Origin of the sequence: Pseudoclavibacter sp. RFBG4 (genome assembly GCF_002931515.1) — a bacterium.
GTDB lineage: Bacteria > Actinomycetota > Actinomycetes > Actinomycetales > Microbacteriaceae > Pseudoclavibacter.
This window is the reverse complement of sequence record NZ_PSYC01000003.1, coordinates 18272-31640: the sequence shown is the minus strand read 5'-3', so window position 1 is coordinate 31640 and position 13369 is coordinate 18272. Positions and strand designations below refer to the sequence as shown.

12 protein-coding genes are annotated in these 13369 nt (G+C 70.3%); all 12 read left to right on the top strand.

Features of this window, described 5'->3' with window-relative positions; all coding sequences use genetic code 11:
* Positions 1-27 precede the first annotated feature (27 nt).
* Entirely contained in the window at positions 28-1482 is a 1455-nt protein-coding gene (locus C5E10_RS00950) for an MFS transporter (RefSeq protein WP_104330041.1), read from the top strand.
* Between the two features lie 123 nt (positions 1483-1605).
* Entirely contained in the window at positions 1606-2436 is an 831-nt protein-coding gene (locus C5E10_RS00945; RefSeq protein ID WP_104330040.1) for a MurR/RpiR family transcriptional regulator, read from the top strand.
* A 94-nt stretch (positions 2437-2530) separates the two neighbouring features.
* On the top strand, positions 2531-3697 hold the full coding sequence (locus C5E10_RS00940; RefSeq protein WP_104330039.1) for an ABC transporter substrate-binding protein: 1167 nt from the start codon (positions 2531-2533) through the stop codon (positions 3695-3697).
* Positions 3694-5472 (top strand): iron ABC transporter permease, encoded by a 1779-nt coding sequence (locus tag C5E10_RS00935; RefSeq protein WP_104330038.1) that lies wholly within the window; start codon positions 3694-3696, stop codon positions 5470-5472. Before C5E10_RS00940 ends, C5E10_RS00935 begins: the two co-directional genes overlap by 4 nt.
* Positions 5469-6572, top strand: coding sequence for an ABC transporter ATP-binding protein (locus C5E10_RS00930; RefSeq protein ID WP_104330037.1), 1104 nt, complete (start codon positions 5469-5471; stop codon positions 6570-6572). The genes C5E10_RS00935 and C5E10_RS00930 overlap by 4 nt, the downstream gene beginning before the upstream one ends.
* Positions 6569-7129, top strand: coding sequence for a histidine phosphatase family protein (locus C5E10_RS00925; RefSeq protein WP_104330036.1), 561 nt, complete (start codon positions 6569-6571; stop codon positions 7127-7129). The genes C5E10_RS00930 and C5E10_RS00925 overlap by 4 nt, the downstream gene beginning before the upstream one ends.
* 77 nt (positions 7130-7206) lie before the next feature.
* Complete coding sequence (locus C5E10_RS00920) at positions 7207-8259, top strand: aldo/keto reductase (protein ID WP_104330035.1); 1053 nt, start codon at positions 7207-7209, stop codon at positions 8257-8259.
* Positions 8260-8403: 144 nt separating this feature from the next.
* Positions 8404-9783 (top strand): hemolysin family protein, encoded by a 1380-nt coding sequence (locus tag C5E10_RS00915; protein WP_104330034.1) that lies wholly within the window; start codon positions 8404-8406, stop codon positions 9781-9783.
* Entirely contained in the window at positions 9776-10819 is a 1044-nt protein-coding gene (locus C5E10_RS00910; RefSeq protein WP_104243684.1) for a hemolysin family protein, read from the top strand. The genes C5E10_RS00915 and C5E10_RS00910 overlap by 8 nt, the downstream gene beginning before the upstream one ends.
* Positions 10820-10959: 140 nt before the next feature.
* The gene (locus C5E10_RS00905) at positions 10960-11946 is read left to right on the top strand and encodes a CPBP family intramembrane glutamic endopeptidase (RefSeq protein WP_104330033.1); all 987 of its coding nucleotides are present in this window, start codon (positions 10960-10962) and stop codon (positions 11944-11946) included.
* A gap of 21 nt (positions 11947-11967) precedes the next feature.
* A complete protein-coding gene (locus C5E10_RS00900) occupies positions 11968-12507 on the top strand; it encodes a hypothetical protein (protein ID WP_258070947.1) in 540 nt (179 codons plus the stop codon).
* 49 nt (positions 12508-12556) lie between these two features.
* Positions 12557-13360, top strand: a complete 804-nt coding sequence (locus tag C5E10_RS00895) for an IclR family transcriptional regulator (RefSeq protein ID WP_104243688.1) — start codon at positions 12557-12559, stop codon at positions 13358-13360.
* The last annotated feature ends 9 nt before the right edge of the window (positions 13361-13369 follow it).

Sequence of the window (13369 nt, the reverse complement as noted above, 5' to 3'; positions counted from 1 at the left end):
GCCGCCTGGCGCGCATAGACTCCGCGCATGGCACTCCCAGGCCGCGCCGACGATGGCGCCCCCTCCTCCAGCGACCCGACCCCGAGCGGGCGAGTCGAGACCGTCGACGGCGGGGCGGCGGTCACGCCCAAGGAGCTGAAGAGGCGCGCGACGGCGTGGGCGCTGTGGGACGTCGGCAATTCCGCCTTCCAGGCCGTCGTCGTCACGTTCGTCTTCGCGACCTACCTCGCGAGCGACCTCTTCATCGACCCGCAGGTCGCGGCGCTGGGCGACGCGAACCCGCTCGACCCGCAGTACCTGGCGGCTCAGGCCGCATCCACGAACGTCATCGCGAACCTGAGCACCGTCGCTGGACTGCTCGTCGCACTCATCGCGCCGGTCCTCGGACAGCGCTCGGACGGCTCGGGCAAGCGGAAGCTGTGGCTGGGCATCTTCACGGGCATCACGGTGCTCATCATGCTGGCGATGTTCTTCATCCAGCCGGGCGAGGAGTACCTCTTCTGGGGCGCTCTGCTGCTCGCGGTCGGCACGATCTTCGCCGAGCTGAGCGGCGTCAACTACAACGCCATGCTCTCGCAGGTGTCGACGCCCAAGAACGTGGGCCGCATCTCCGGCATCGGCTGGGGCCTCGGCTACCTGGGCAGCATCGTGCTGCTCGTGCTGCTGCTCGTGCTGTTCATCCAGTCGTTCGGCGCGGAGGGCCGGAACGGAGTGCTCGGAGTGCCGAGCGGGGTGGATGGGGGCGCGCTCGACATCCGCTTCGCCATCGTGCTCGCGGCCGTCTGGTACGTCGTCTTCGCGCTCCCCGTCATGTTCAAGGTGCCGGAGATCGCGAAGGACGAGAACCGCCCGAAGGTGGGCTTCCTCGCCTCCTACGGCGTTCTCTTCCGCGTGATCGGGAAGCTCGCGAAGAGCGACCCGAAGCTGCTCCTGTTCCTCGCCGCGAGCGCCGTCTTCCGCGACGGCTTGCAGGCGATCTTCGCGTTCGGGGCGATCCTCGCGGCGCAGGTGTACGGCTTCGCGCCGAGCGAGGTCATCTACTTCGCGGTCGCCGCGAACCTCGTCGCCGGCCTCGGCACGCTCGCTGCCGGCTGGTTCGACGACCGCTTCGGCCCGAAGCTCGTCATCATGGCCTCGCTCGTGTCGCTCACCGCGTTCTCCGTGGTGCTCCTCTTCCTGCCGTCCGAGCAGACCGTGTTCTGGATCTTCGGCCTCGCCCTGTGCCTCTTCGTGGGGCCCGCGCAGGCGGCGAGTCGCTCCTACCTGTCGCGCGCGACGCCTCCCGGGCGCGAGGGCGAGCTGTTCGGCCTCTACGCCACCACGAACCGCGTCGCGAGCTTCATCACCCCCGCCCTGTTCAGCCTCTTCGTGTTCCTCTCCGGCAACCCGAAGATGGGCATCATCGGCATCGGCATCGTGCTCGCCGTCGGCTTCCTCATGATGCTGCCAGTGCCGAGCAAGGTGAAGCAGGCGAGCGCGTAGCAGCGAGCTCCGCGGCGCTCCGGCGGCGCGTCAGGGAACGCCGAATCGGACACTCGATGAACGGCACGTGAACGTGCAGGACTTGCACCCATTGCAAGTTCTTTTGCACTTAGCGTTCCTCGCGTGCTCATCATCAGCCTCGCCAAGCAGCAGGGTCACCTGCTCACGCCGACCGACCGTCGGCTCGTCTCGGCCCTGCAGTCGCAGCCGCTCGAGGCCACCTTCTGGAGCGCGGCCGAGCTGACCGGCCCGCTCCAGCTGCACCAGTCCGCGGCGACCCGGCTCGCGCAGCGGCTCGGCTTCGAGGGCTACCCGCAGCTTCGGGATGCGCTGCGCGCCGACTACCACGCCGGCGACGGCCCCTCGCAGCGCATCAGGGGTCGCCTCGAGCGGCATCAGGCGAGCGACGTGCTCGGTGGATTCGTCGCCGACGAGCTCGCTGCGCTCTCCGACCTCCCCCGCCACGTGCAGCAGGGCGAGCTGGATGCGCTCGCCGAGCAGGTGCTGCGCGCCGGCGAGGTGCACCTCTTCGCGCAGGGCAACGCGACCGTGCTCGTCGACCTCATGAGCCGCCGCCTGCAGCGCTTCGGGATGCGCACCGTGCAGCTCACGGGGTCGCGCCGCGACATCGCCGAGCGGATCGCGCGGCTCTCGGCGGGCGACCTCCTCCTGGCATTCGCCTTCCGCCGGGCGCCCGCCGTGCTCGGGCCGCTGCTCGACGTAGCGGCCGAGGCGGGCGCGCACAGCGCCCTCATCACCGACACCGTCGTGTGGCCCGCGCCGCGCCCGTCGACCATCATCGCCGCGCCCCGCGGCGGCAGCGACGACTACCTCTCCCTGACCGTGCCCATGGCGATCAGCAACGCCCTCATCCTCACCATCGCCCGCCGCGCCGAGCCCTCCCTGCGCTCCCTCGACCGCCTCGGCACGCTCCTCGACCGCTTCGACTCCTGACCAGCACCACGATCTGCCTCACCCCGCACCCGGATACGCATCGACGCATCCACCCCTCTCCGCTCTGCGCTCCACAGACAACGAAGGAACACCCATGCGCTTCCCCGCCCGCCCTCTCGTGACGTCCGCCGCGGCGCTCACCGCCCTCGCGCTTCTCGCCGGATGCTCCACCACCCCGACCACCGGCGACGACGCGGCATCCGCAGTCGACTGGGACTCCCTCAGCCACGACGAGCTCGTCGCGATGGCCGAAGAGGAGGGCACGGTCTCCGTGTACGCCTTCACGAGCCGCATCGCGAGCATCGAGGAGAGCTTCGAGGCCGCCTACCCCGGCATCGACGTCGTCTCGAGCGACCTCTCCTCGACCGAGCTCATCCAGCGACTCGCGAGCGAGCACACCGCGGGCAGCACGACCGCGGATGTCGCCTACGTGAGCGACGCCCCGGTCGTCGTCACCGAGCTGCTCGCCGACGGCGTGCTGACCCCCTACGTGCCGCCGCGCGTCGCCGAGTCGCTGCCCGCCGAGTTCCAGGCGCCCCTCGTCGCGAACCGCCTCTCGACGAAGGTGCTCATGTACAACGAGGAGGCACATCCGGATGGCGCCCCGGTCGACAACCTGTGGGAGCTGACCGAGCCGGCCTGGGCGGGCAAGGTCGTCATGGTCGACCCGAACGTGCGCGGCGACTACCTCGACCTCGTGACCGAGATGTCGCTGCGCGCCGACGAGATGGCCGCCGCCTACGAGGAGCACTTCGGCACGCCGGTCGTGCTCGACGAGGGCGTGGACGATGCGGGCCTGCAGTTCATCTCCGAGCTCTACGCGAACGACGTCGTGCTCGTCGACGACACCGACACGGTCAACGCCGCGATCGGCGCCACCGGCCAGGCGAACCCTCCCGTCGGCTTCACCTCGTACTCCGACCGCCGCGACAACGAGGACGAGGGATGGGCGCTGCAGGTGGCCGCGAACGTCGCCCCGTCGCCCGGCATCGCATTCCCCGCGATGCTCGGCGTCACCGCGAACGCCCAGAACCCGGCAGCCGCGCGACTCCTCATCGACTACATGATGGGCGATGACACCGAGACGGGCGGAGAGGGCTTCGAGCCGTTCTACGTCGCAGGCGACTACCCGACGCGCAGCGACGTGGTCGCGCCAGCCGACGCCGTCTCGCTCGACGAGCTCGGCGCGTGGCGCATCGAGCCGGAGTCGTCCGCCGAGCGCCGCGACGAGATCGCCGACTTCCTCCTCAGCATCCAGTGACGCTCCTCGCCACGTCCGTCGGCCGCGGCCCCACCCCTGCGCGGGGCCGCGGTTGGCGGACGGTCGCATCGCGAGGCCGCATCGGCGTGCTCGCGGCGGTCGTCATCGCCATCCTCGTCGTCCTCGTGGCGCTCCCCCTCGGCGGCCTCGTCGCCGCGACCGTCGGCGAACGAGGTGCCGGCGCATGGGGCGACGTGTTCGTCGGGCGCATCGCGGGCAACCTCTTCTGGCAGCCGCTCGGGAACTCTCTGCTCGTCGGCCTCGGAACGGGACTCCTCTCGACCGTGATCGGCGCGTTCCTCGCCTGGGTCGTCGTCATGAGCGACGTGCCCGGCCGGAAGATCATCGGCGCGCTCGCCGCCGTGCCCTTCGCCCTGCCGAGCTTCGCCATCGCGCTCGCCTGGGAGACGGTCTTCCGCAACGACCGCATCGGCGGCTCCCCCGGCCTTCTCCAGTCGTTCGGCATCGCGGTTCCGGATGCGCTGGCCTGGGGAGCCGTGCCGATCACGCTCACGCTCGTCGCGCACTACTTCTCGCTGTCCTTCCTCGTCGTCGCCGCAGCCCTCGCGAACGTCGGCGGGGACCTGCTCGCGGCCGCCGAGCTGACCGGGGCCTCCAGGCTGCGGATCGCCCTCCGCGTGACGCTGCCCTCGGTCGCCCCCGCGCTCCTCTCCGGGTTCCTGCTGGCCTTCGCCGAAGGGGTCAGCAACTTCGCCGTGCCAGCCCTCCTCGGCCTGCCCGTCCGCTTCCAGACCCTGAGCACCCGCCTCTACGGGTCCATCTCGACGGGCGACGTCGAACGCGGCTACGTGCTCTCGATCCTCCTCGTCGTCATCGCGGCCGCCGTGCTCTTCCTCGGCACGAAGGCCACGGGGCGCGGCTCGTTCGCGACGCTCACCGGCAAGGCGACGCGGGCCCGAGCCGTGCGGACCGGCGTCTGGCGCATCCCGCTGCTCGTCGCCGCATCCACGCTGGTGCTGGTCACGGCGATCGTCCCCGGCATCGTGCTCGCCGTGAGCACCGTGCTGCGGCGCACGGGGCGCGTCGACGGCGGCTTCACGCTGCACTTCTGGACCGGCGGGTCCGACCCCGGCATCGCGCAGGGCGTGCGGGGCATCCTCACCGACCCGACCGTCATCACCGCGCTCGGCGGCACCCTCGCGCTCGGGGCCTCCGTCGCGGTCGGGGCGATCGTGCTCGGCGTGCTCGGCGCCTACGTGCTGCGTCGCCTCCCGCGAGCGCGCGTCACGTCCGGGACGATCTCGTTCCTGTCGTACGTGCCCTTCCTCATCCCAGGCGTCGCATTCGGGGCCGCGTTCATCGCGCAGTTCGGAACGCCGATCGGCCCGCTCCCCTCGCTCTACGGCACCTTCTGGATCCTGATCCTCGCCGGCGTCGCGGCGAGCGTCCCGTTCGCGTTCCAGACCTCACGGGCCGCACTCGGCCAGGTCTCGAGCGAGCTCGAGGAGGCAGCGACCGTCGCCGGGGCCCGTGGACCGCGACGGCTGGCGCGCATCCTGCTACCCCTCTCGGCCAGGGGCGTGGTGGGCGGAGGCGTGCTCGTCTTCGTGACCATGGTGCGCGACCTGTCGCTTGTCGTGCTGCTCGTCACGCCAGCCACCCCGCTGCTCTCGACCATGACCTTCCGGTACGCCTCCGAGGGGTTCACCCAGCACGCCAACGCCATCACCCTCATCATCGCCGCCATCTCGGTGGCCGCCACCCTCCTCGCCCGCAGACTGCAGGGCGACCGAAACGCCGGGAGCACCACGTGACCGCCATCACCCTCGACCGCCTCGCGAAGGCGTTCGGCCGCCAGCGCGCGGTGCGCGACATCGATCTCGATATCCCGGACGGCGCCTTCGTCGTGCTGCTCGGGCCCTCCGGATGCGGGAAGACCACGACGCTGCGCATGCTCGCGGGGCTCGAGGAGCCGACGGCGGGGCGCATCCGCTTCGGCGACCGGGTCGTCGCCGACGGCGACACGGGCGCGTCCGTGCCGGCGAGCAAGCGCGGGCTCGGCATGGTGTTCCAGAGCTACGCACTGTGGCCGCACATGCGCGTGCGCGACAACATCGGCTGGCCGCTCAAGGTCGCCGGCTGGGGTTCCGCCGAGCGTGACGCTCGAGTCGCCGAGGTGCTCGGCATGCTCGAGCTCGATGGCCTCGCCGATCGCTTCCCCGCCGAGCTCTCCGGCGGCCAGCAGCAGCGCGTCGCCATCGCCCGCACCGTCGCGCCGAAGCCCGGCGTGCTGCTCTTCGACGAGCCCCTCTCGAATCTGGACGCGCGCCTGCGGCTCGACACGCGGGCCGAGCTCGTGAAGGTGCACCGGCTGAGCGGTGCGACGAGCGTGTACGTCACGCACGACCAGATGGAGGCGCTTGCCATGGCGACCCACATCGCGGTGATGCGTGATGGGGCGATCGAGCAGTTCGGCACGCCGCAGGAGCTGCTCGATCGACCCGCGACCGCGTTCGTCGCCTCCTTCCTGGGGAGCCCCGCGAAGGTCATGCTCCGCGGTGAGGTCGGTCGGGGGCGCCTCTTCCGAGGCGTGGCGCCGCTCGCCGAGGTGCCCGGCGTCCCGGACGGGGAGACGCTGCACGCCATGTACGCGCCGGAGTCGATCTCGGTCGGACCCGGCGGGCTCCTCGAGTTCGAGGTGCTCGAGTCGACCCCGGTCGCGGGACGATGGATCACGACGGGCCTCACGGGCGCAGACCGCCTCTCGATCGTCACCGACCGGGCCCACCAGCCTGGCGAGGCGACGCGCCTGCAGCCGCCGGAGCGTCCGGACGCGATCTTCTCGGCGGACGGCTCGCGGCTCGCTGCCACCGGGGACGCGGCGGGGACCGAGCTCGCGGGGGCGGCCCGATGACCGCGCTGCTGCTGGTCCGCCACGGCGCGACCTCGTGGACCGCCGAGCGCCGCCTGCAGGGACGCACCGACATCGACCTCACCGCCAAGGGCCGAGCGGATGCCGCGGCGCTGCGCAATGCCGTCTCGGTGTGGGCACCCTCCAGCGTGGTCGCCTCGCCGCTGCTCCGTGCTCGCTCCACAGCGTCGGCCCTCAGCGATCTCGAGCCGTCGATCGACGAGCGCTGGGCGGAGGCGACGCTCGGCGAATGGGAGGGGCGCGTGCCAGCGGAGATCGGGCCGGACTACGCCGAGTGGCGTGCGGGGCGGCTCGTGCCGCCTGGCGGCGAATCGGCGCCAGCGCTTCGAGCCCGCATCGAGGGCGCCGTCGCCGATGCCGCCAGGCGGCCAGGACCCGTGCTGGTCGTCACCCACGGTGGCACGATCCGCGCGGTCCTCGCGCGCTACATCGGACTCACCGCGGACCTCATCGAGCCCGTCGCCGCGCCGAGCCTCACGGCGATCGACGTGCAGCACGACGGCTCGGCTCGGCTCGTCGCCTTCAACGTGGCGAGGTAGCGAGCCGCGCCCCGAGTGTTACCCCCGGGGCGCGGCTCGCTGGCGAAATGTCGGTGGTCAGCACAAGACTTGACGCCATGACGAACAGCTCGGCAGGCCAGCTCCCCACGACACTCCTCGGCGACGGCCTCGTGACGACCGTGCAGGGTTACGGCGCGATGAGCCTCAGCGATGCCTACGGGCCCATCGACGACGCGCAGGCGCTGCGCACGCTGCAGCATTCGGTGGATGCGGGCATCACGTTCCTCGACACCGCCAACATCTACGGCGACGGCCGCAGCGAGAGCACCATCGCGAAGATCTTCCCGGCACAGCGGGAGCGCATCCAGCTCGCCACGAAGTTCGGCATCACGAAGGGCGACGGCGTTGGCAAGCGCGGCGTGCGCGGCGACCGCGAGCACGTCCGCGAGCAGGTCGAGCTCTCCCTCACGCGTCTCGGCACCGACCACATCGACCTCTACTACCAGCACCGCGTCGACCCGAACGTACCGATCGAGGACACGGTCGGGTTCGTCTCCGAGCTCGTCACCGAAGGCAAGGTCCGCCACATCGGGCTGAGCGAGCCGACGGGCGCTGAGATCATCCGCGCGGCCGCCATCCACCCGATCGCTGCGGTGCAGAGCGAGTACAGCATCTTCAGCCGCGACCTGGAGGCGCACGTCATCCCCGCCATCCGCGAGGTCGGAGCCGGGTTCGTGCCCTACTCGCCTGTCAGCCGCGGCCTGCTCACCGATTCCTGGGCGGAGCTCGACGCCGTCTCCCCCAATGTGCGCGCCAACTTCCCCCGCTTCTTCCCCGAGAACCTGCCCGTGAACCGCGCGCTTGCCGGCGAGGTCGCCGCCGTCGCCCAGCAGCTCAGCGAAGTGCACGACCGCCACGTCTCGGTCGCCGAGGTGGCCCTCGCCTGGGTCTACGCGAAGTCGGCGGAGTTCGGCGTGCGCGTCTCCCCCATCCCCGGAACCCGCAGCCCGCAGCGCGTCGACGAGAACCTGCGTGCCATCGGCCTCGAGCTGAACGGCGAGCAGCTGCAGCAGCTGGACGCGCTCGCCGACCAGGTCGCCGGTCACCGCTCCGCCGACCCCGCCTGGACCTCCCAGGGCCGCGAAGAGGCCCAGCTCGCTCGCTCCTGACCCGGCGGATCCCCAGCTTGCCGAGTTGCGGGCAAACGAAGGGCAACTAGAATCTCTCCTCATGGAAGACCCTCCCAGTCATAGTCCCAAGCCTCTCGACGTTCCGGCCGAACCCTCGGCCGCCACAGTCTGGAGGCACCACGCATGAACGAATGGGTGATGCTCGGCATCGGCCTCGTTCTCACAGTAGGAACCGGGTTGTTCGTCGCGAGTGAATTCGCGCTCGTCAACCTCGACCGAAACGAACTCGAGAAACGGCAAAGCCGCGGAGAGAAGCGACTCGGGCCCACCATCAAGGCCCTGAAGATCACGTCGACACACCTCTCCAGCGCGCAGCTCGGGATCACGCTCACGACCCTGCTCACGGGATACACGTTCGAGCCGGCCGTCAGCTCCCTCCTCGAGGAACCCCTCACCGGCCTCGGCGTTCCCGCGGGCCTCGTGCCCGTCGCGGGGGCTATCGTCGGCATCATTCTCGCGACGCTGTTCTCGATGATCATCGGCGAGCTCGTCCCGAAGAACTTCGCACTCGCCCTTCCCCGGGCGACCGCGAAGGTCGTCATCCCGTTCCAGGCGCTCTTCACGACGGTGTTCAAGCCCGTGATCCTGCTCCTGAACAACACCGCGAACGCCATCATCCGCTCCATGGGCATCGAGCCCAAGGAGGAGCTCTCCGGTGCCAGAAGCGCCGACGAGCTGTCGTACCTCATCCGCCACTCCGCGCTCTCCGGCCTGCTCGAGGAAGACGACGCGGCCCTGCTGCGGCGCACCCTCAAGTTCGCCGAGCACGACGCGTCCGACGTCATGACGCCCCGCGTGCGCATGGCGAGCGTGGAAGTCGACGACACGGCGCAGGCGATCATCACCCTCGCCATCGAGACCGGCTACTCCCGGTTCCCGGTCGTCGACGGCACCCCGGACAACATCACGGGGTTCGTGCACGCCAAGCAGGCGTTCGCGGTCGCCGTGGAGCGGCAGACCGAGGTCACCGCCGGCGAGCTGCAGACCGAGGCGCTCCGCGTGCCGGAGTCGATGGGCGCATCCGCCCTGCTGACCCTCCTGCGCGCCGAACGCCACCAGGTCGCCGTCGTCGTGGATGAGCACGGCGGCACCGCTGGCATCGTCACGCTCGAGGACCTCGTCGAGGAGATCGTCGGGGAACTCGAGGACGAACACGACCGACACCAGACCGGGTTCATCCGGCGCGGCCGCTCCGTCACGTTCGACGCCTCCTGGCGCCCAGACGAAGTCCTCGACCGCCTCGCCATCGAGGTGCCGGAGGACGGCGACTACGACACCGTCGGCGGTTTCATCACCGACACCCTCGAGCGTCTCCCCGAACTGGGCGACGAGGTCGCCATCGAGGCGGGCATGCTGCGCGTCGAGCGCATCGACGGCACCCGCATCGTGCGGGTGCGGTACCTGCCCAACGAACCGGACGGCGACCAGAGCCTCATGACGAACCAGGAGCTTGCGCTCGACAGAGCTCACGACCGAGTCAAGGAGGTGATGACCAATGAGTGAGTACCTGCCAGGAATCCTGTGGCTGTTCGTCCTCCTCATCGGCAACGCCTTCTTCGTCGGCGCCGAGTTCGCCGTCATCTCGGCGAAGCGATCCCAGATCGAGCCCCTCGCCGAGCGGGGCAGCCGCGCCGCGAAGACCACCCTGTGGGCGATGGAGCACGCGACGCTCATGCTGGCGACGAGCCAGCTGGGTATCACCGTCTGCTCGCTGCTCATCCTGAACGTCTCCGAGCCGGCCATCCACCACCTGCTCGAGATCCCGCTCGGGCTCACCGCGCTGTCGGCCGAAGCCATCAGCGTCATCGCATTCGCGGTCGCGCTCGTGCTGGTCACGTTCCTGCACGTCGTGTTCGGCGAGATGATCCCCAAGAACCTCGCGTTCTCGGTGCCTGACCGCGCGTCGCTCCTTCTCGCCCCGCCCCTCGTCGTGGTCTCCAAGATCTTCAACCCGATCATCTGGAGCCTCAACACGATCGCGAACGGCGTGCTGCGCCTCTTCAAGGTCGAGCCGAAGGACGAGGCGACGAGCACGTACACGCTCGAGGAGGTGGCCGGGATCGTCGAGCAGTCGACCCGAGAGGGAACGCTGAGCGACACGTCCGGCACGCTCGCTGGCGCGTTCGAGTTCACCGAGAAGAAGGTCAGCGACGTGGATGTGCCCATCGCCGAGATGGTGCTCCTGCCGGCAGGCGCACGCCCCATCGACGTGCAGAAGGCCGTCGCCGAGCACGGCTTCTCCCGCTACGTCGTCACCGACGAGCGAGGCGAGCCGACGAGCTACATCCACATGAAGGACGTCATGGACCTCATGGGTGCTGACGCCTTCACGTCGCCCATCCCGCAGAAGCGACTGCGGAGCCTCGTCTCCGTGTCGCGCGACGCGGAGCTCGAGGACGCCATGGCGGTGCTCCGCGACCGCGGCGCGCACGTCGCCAAGGCCCTCGACACCGACGGCAGGGTGACGGGTCTCCTGTTCCTCGAGGACGTCCTCGAGGTGCTCGTCGGCGAGGTGAACGCGACCAGCGCGGCCGCGTAGCCCTCCGCTTCGATCTCGCAGAAGGGATGCTCCCGCTCGGAAACGGGCGGGAACATCCCTTTTCCGCATCCGCTGCCACTTCTCGCCGCGTTGCTCGCGTTTCTTTGACAGGACGCGCTCGGTGACGACAGGCTGGAACGGTGCAGACGACAACGCCGACCACCCCGTCCACCCGTGACAAGCTCTCCGTCGGGGTCTTCCTTGCGTTGGCGTTCGGCCTCTCCTGGCTGATCGCGCTCCCCCTCTGGCTCGGCGATGGGCTCGCCAACCCCTGGTTCCCCGTCATCTCCATCGCCATGATGCTGACCCCGGCAATCGCCGCCCTCGTCACGGTGTTCGCGCTCGAGCGCCCCGCACGGCCGTGGCGCACGCTCGGCCTCGTGCCGCTGAAGCCGGCGGGCAGACTCATCGCGTACCTGGCGCTCGCCGTCATCGTCCCGGTCGCCCTCATCTTCGCCGCCCTGCCCATCGGCGCCCTCTTCGGCGTCTACTCCATGGACCTCGTGAACTTCTCCGGCTTCCAGGCGATGCTCGACGAGCAGCTCGCCGCCGAGGGCGTCGGCAACCTCGAGCTCCCCCTCCCGATTGTCGTGCTCGTGCTGCTGCAGCTCGTGAGCATCCCCGTCGGCGCGTTCCTCAACCTCATCCCCGCCCTCGGCGAGGAGCTGGGGTGGCGTGGCTGGCTGCTCCCGAAGCTCCTGAGGCTCGGCACCGTCCCCGCGCTGCTCATCTCGGGCGTCATCTGGGGCCTCTGGCACGCCCCGCTGATCCTCCTCGGCTACAACTACGCGGATGCGCCTGGCTGGCTCGGGCTGACCATGATGACGGTGATGTGCATCCTCGTCGGGGCCGTGTTCGCGTGGCTGCGCATCCGCTCGGAATCGGTGTGGCCGGCCGCGCTCGCACACGGTGCCTTCAACGCCGCAGCCGGCTCGTACCTGCTGTTCGCCGCGGCTGGCGAGCGGGTCGACACGACGCAGGCCACGATCCTCGGCTGGACCGGATGGATCGTGCCGCTCATCTTCGTGGCCGTGCTCCTCGCGACGAAGCAGTTAGCGCCGCCCAAGCCCGCGCCGGCGCAGGTGGCGCCGCAGATCCACCAAGTCAATCCGCAGGTGCACCCGTAGCGGAGGGCGCAGACTTGGCGGATGCAGACCTCACCGCCAGCAGACCACCGACCGGCCGGCTCCAACGCGCCACAGAGCGCGCCACAGGACGCGCGCACGGCGCACGCGGGGCGCACGCCCCGGACCTCGGTGCCGCGGGTCATCGCCCGCGTGGTGCTCGGCGGGTTCCTGCTGTTCGCGGGGGCCGCGCACCTGTCGTTCGCACGCGCCGAGTTCCAGGCGCAGGTGCCGACGTGGCTGCCGCTCGACGCGGACTTCGTCGTGCTCGCCTCCGGCGTCGTCGAGGTGCTGCTGGGGCTGGCGCTCATCGCGGCGGGCCGCTGGCGGGTCGCCGTCGGCTTCGTCGTCGCCGCGTTCTTCCTGGCAGTCTTCCCCGGGAACATCTCCCAGTACGTCACGGGGACGGATGCGTTCGGCCTGGATACCGACGCGGCCCGGCTCATCCGCCTGCCGTTCCAGGTGCTGCTCATCGCGGTGGCGCTCTGGTCGACCGCCGCGTGGCGCGACCGACGCGAGCTGCTCGCCCCGTTCCGGCGCGGCGACGCTCAGGGCCAGCGCTGAACCACGCCGTCGTGGGCGATCGAGCGAGCCGATGCTCTAGATTCCATGTATGACTGATTCCGGCAGCGCAGCCCCGCCAGCCACCGGAAACTCGGGCGTCGCCCCGCTGCTGGTACTCGGCAAGATCACGGACATCCTCGACAGCTTCACCCTCGAGTCGCCCTCACTGTCGCTCGCGGAGATCCGCACGAAGACCGGCCTGCCCACCTCCACGACGCAGCGTCTCGTGACGAATCTCGTCTCGCAGGGCTTCCTCGACCGCGACGACGACCGGTTCCGGATCGGGCTGAGGATGGCGTACTGGTCTGCGCCAGCCGTCCGCGGCATCAAAGCGATCGACCTGCTCGCGCCGCTCCTGCGCGAGCTGCGTCAGGCGACCGGCGAGAGCGCGACCCTCTTCCGCGCCGACGACGATTACCGCGTCTGCATCGCCGTCGACGAGACGCGGCATGAGCTGAAGCAGGATGTCCACGTCGGCAAGGTCGCGCCGCTCACGGTCGGTTCCGCGGGGCGGGTCCTGCTCGCCTGGAACGCTGACCTCCGCGAGAGCATCCTCGCCGGGCCGATCCCCGACCTCGCGGCGAGCACCATCACCGACCCGGTCGAGCTGCGAGCCGTGCTCGAGCAGACCAGGGAAGACGGGTTCGCGATCACCCGCAACGAGCGCATCGACGGCCTCGTCGGGGTGGCAGCCCCGGTGTTCGAGCCGAGCGGACGGGTGCGGATGGCGCTGGGAGTGAGCGGGCCGGCCGCCCGCATCCAGCCGAAGATGCTCGAGGACTGGGCCCCGATGCTCGTCGAGACGGCCGAACGCGCGACGCGCCTCATCGGCGGTCGCGCTCCCGCCGAGTAGCGGCGCAGC

Coding starts and splice junctions, on each gene's coding strand:
- C5E10_RS00950 (WP_104330041.1), top strand. CDS start 28: ATGGCACTCCCAGGCCGCGCCGACGATGGCGCCCCCTCCTCCAGCGAC.
- C5E10_RS00940 (WP_104330039.1), top strand. CDS start 2,531: ATGCGCTTCCCCGCCCGCCCTCTCGTGACGTCCGCCGCGGCGCTCACC.
- C5E10_RS00925 (WP_104330036.1), top strand. CDS start 6,569: ATGACCGCGCTGCTGCTGGTCCGCCACGGCGCGACCTCGTGGACCGCC.
- C5E10_RS00920 (WP_104330035.1), top strand. CDS start 7,207: ATGACGAACAGCTCGGCAGGCCAGCTCCCCACGACACTCCTCGGCGAC.
- C5E10_RS00915 (WP_104330034.1), top strand. CDS start 8,404: ATGAACGAATGGGTGATGCTCGGCATCGGCCTCGTTCTCACAGTAGGA.
- C5E10_RS00910 (WP_104243684.1), top strand. CDS start 9,776: ATGAGTGAGTACCTGCCAGGAATCCTGTGGCTGTTCGTCCTCCTCATC.
- C5E10_RS00900 (WP_258070947.1), top strand. CDS start 11,968: ATGCAGACCTCACCGCCAGCAGACCACCGACCGGCCGGCTCCAACGCG.
- C5E10_RS00895 (WP_104243688.1), top strand. CDS start 12,557: ATGACTGATTCCGGCAGCGCAGCCCCGCCAGCCACCGGAAACTCGGGC.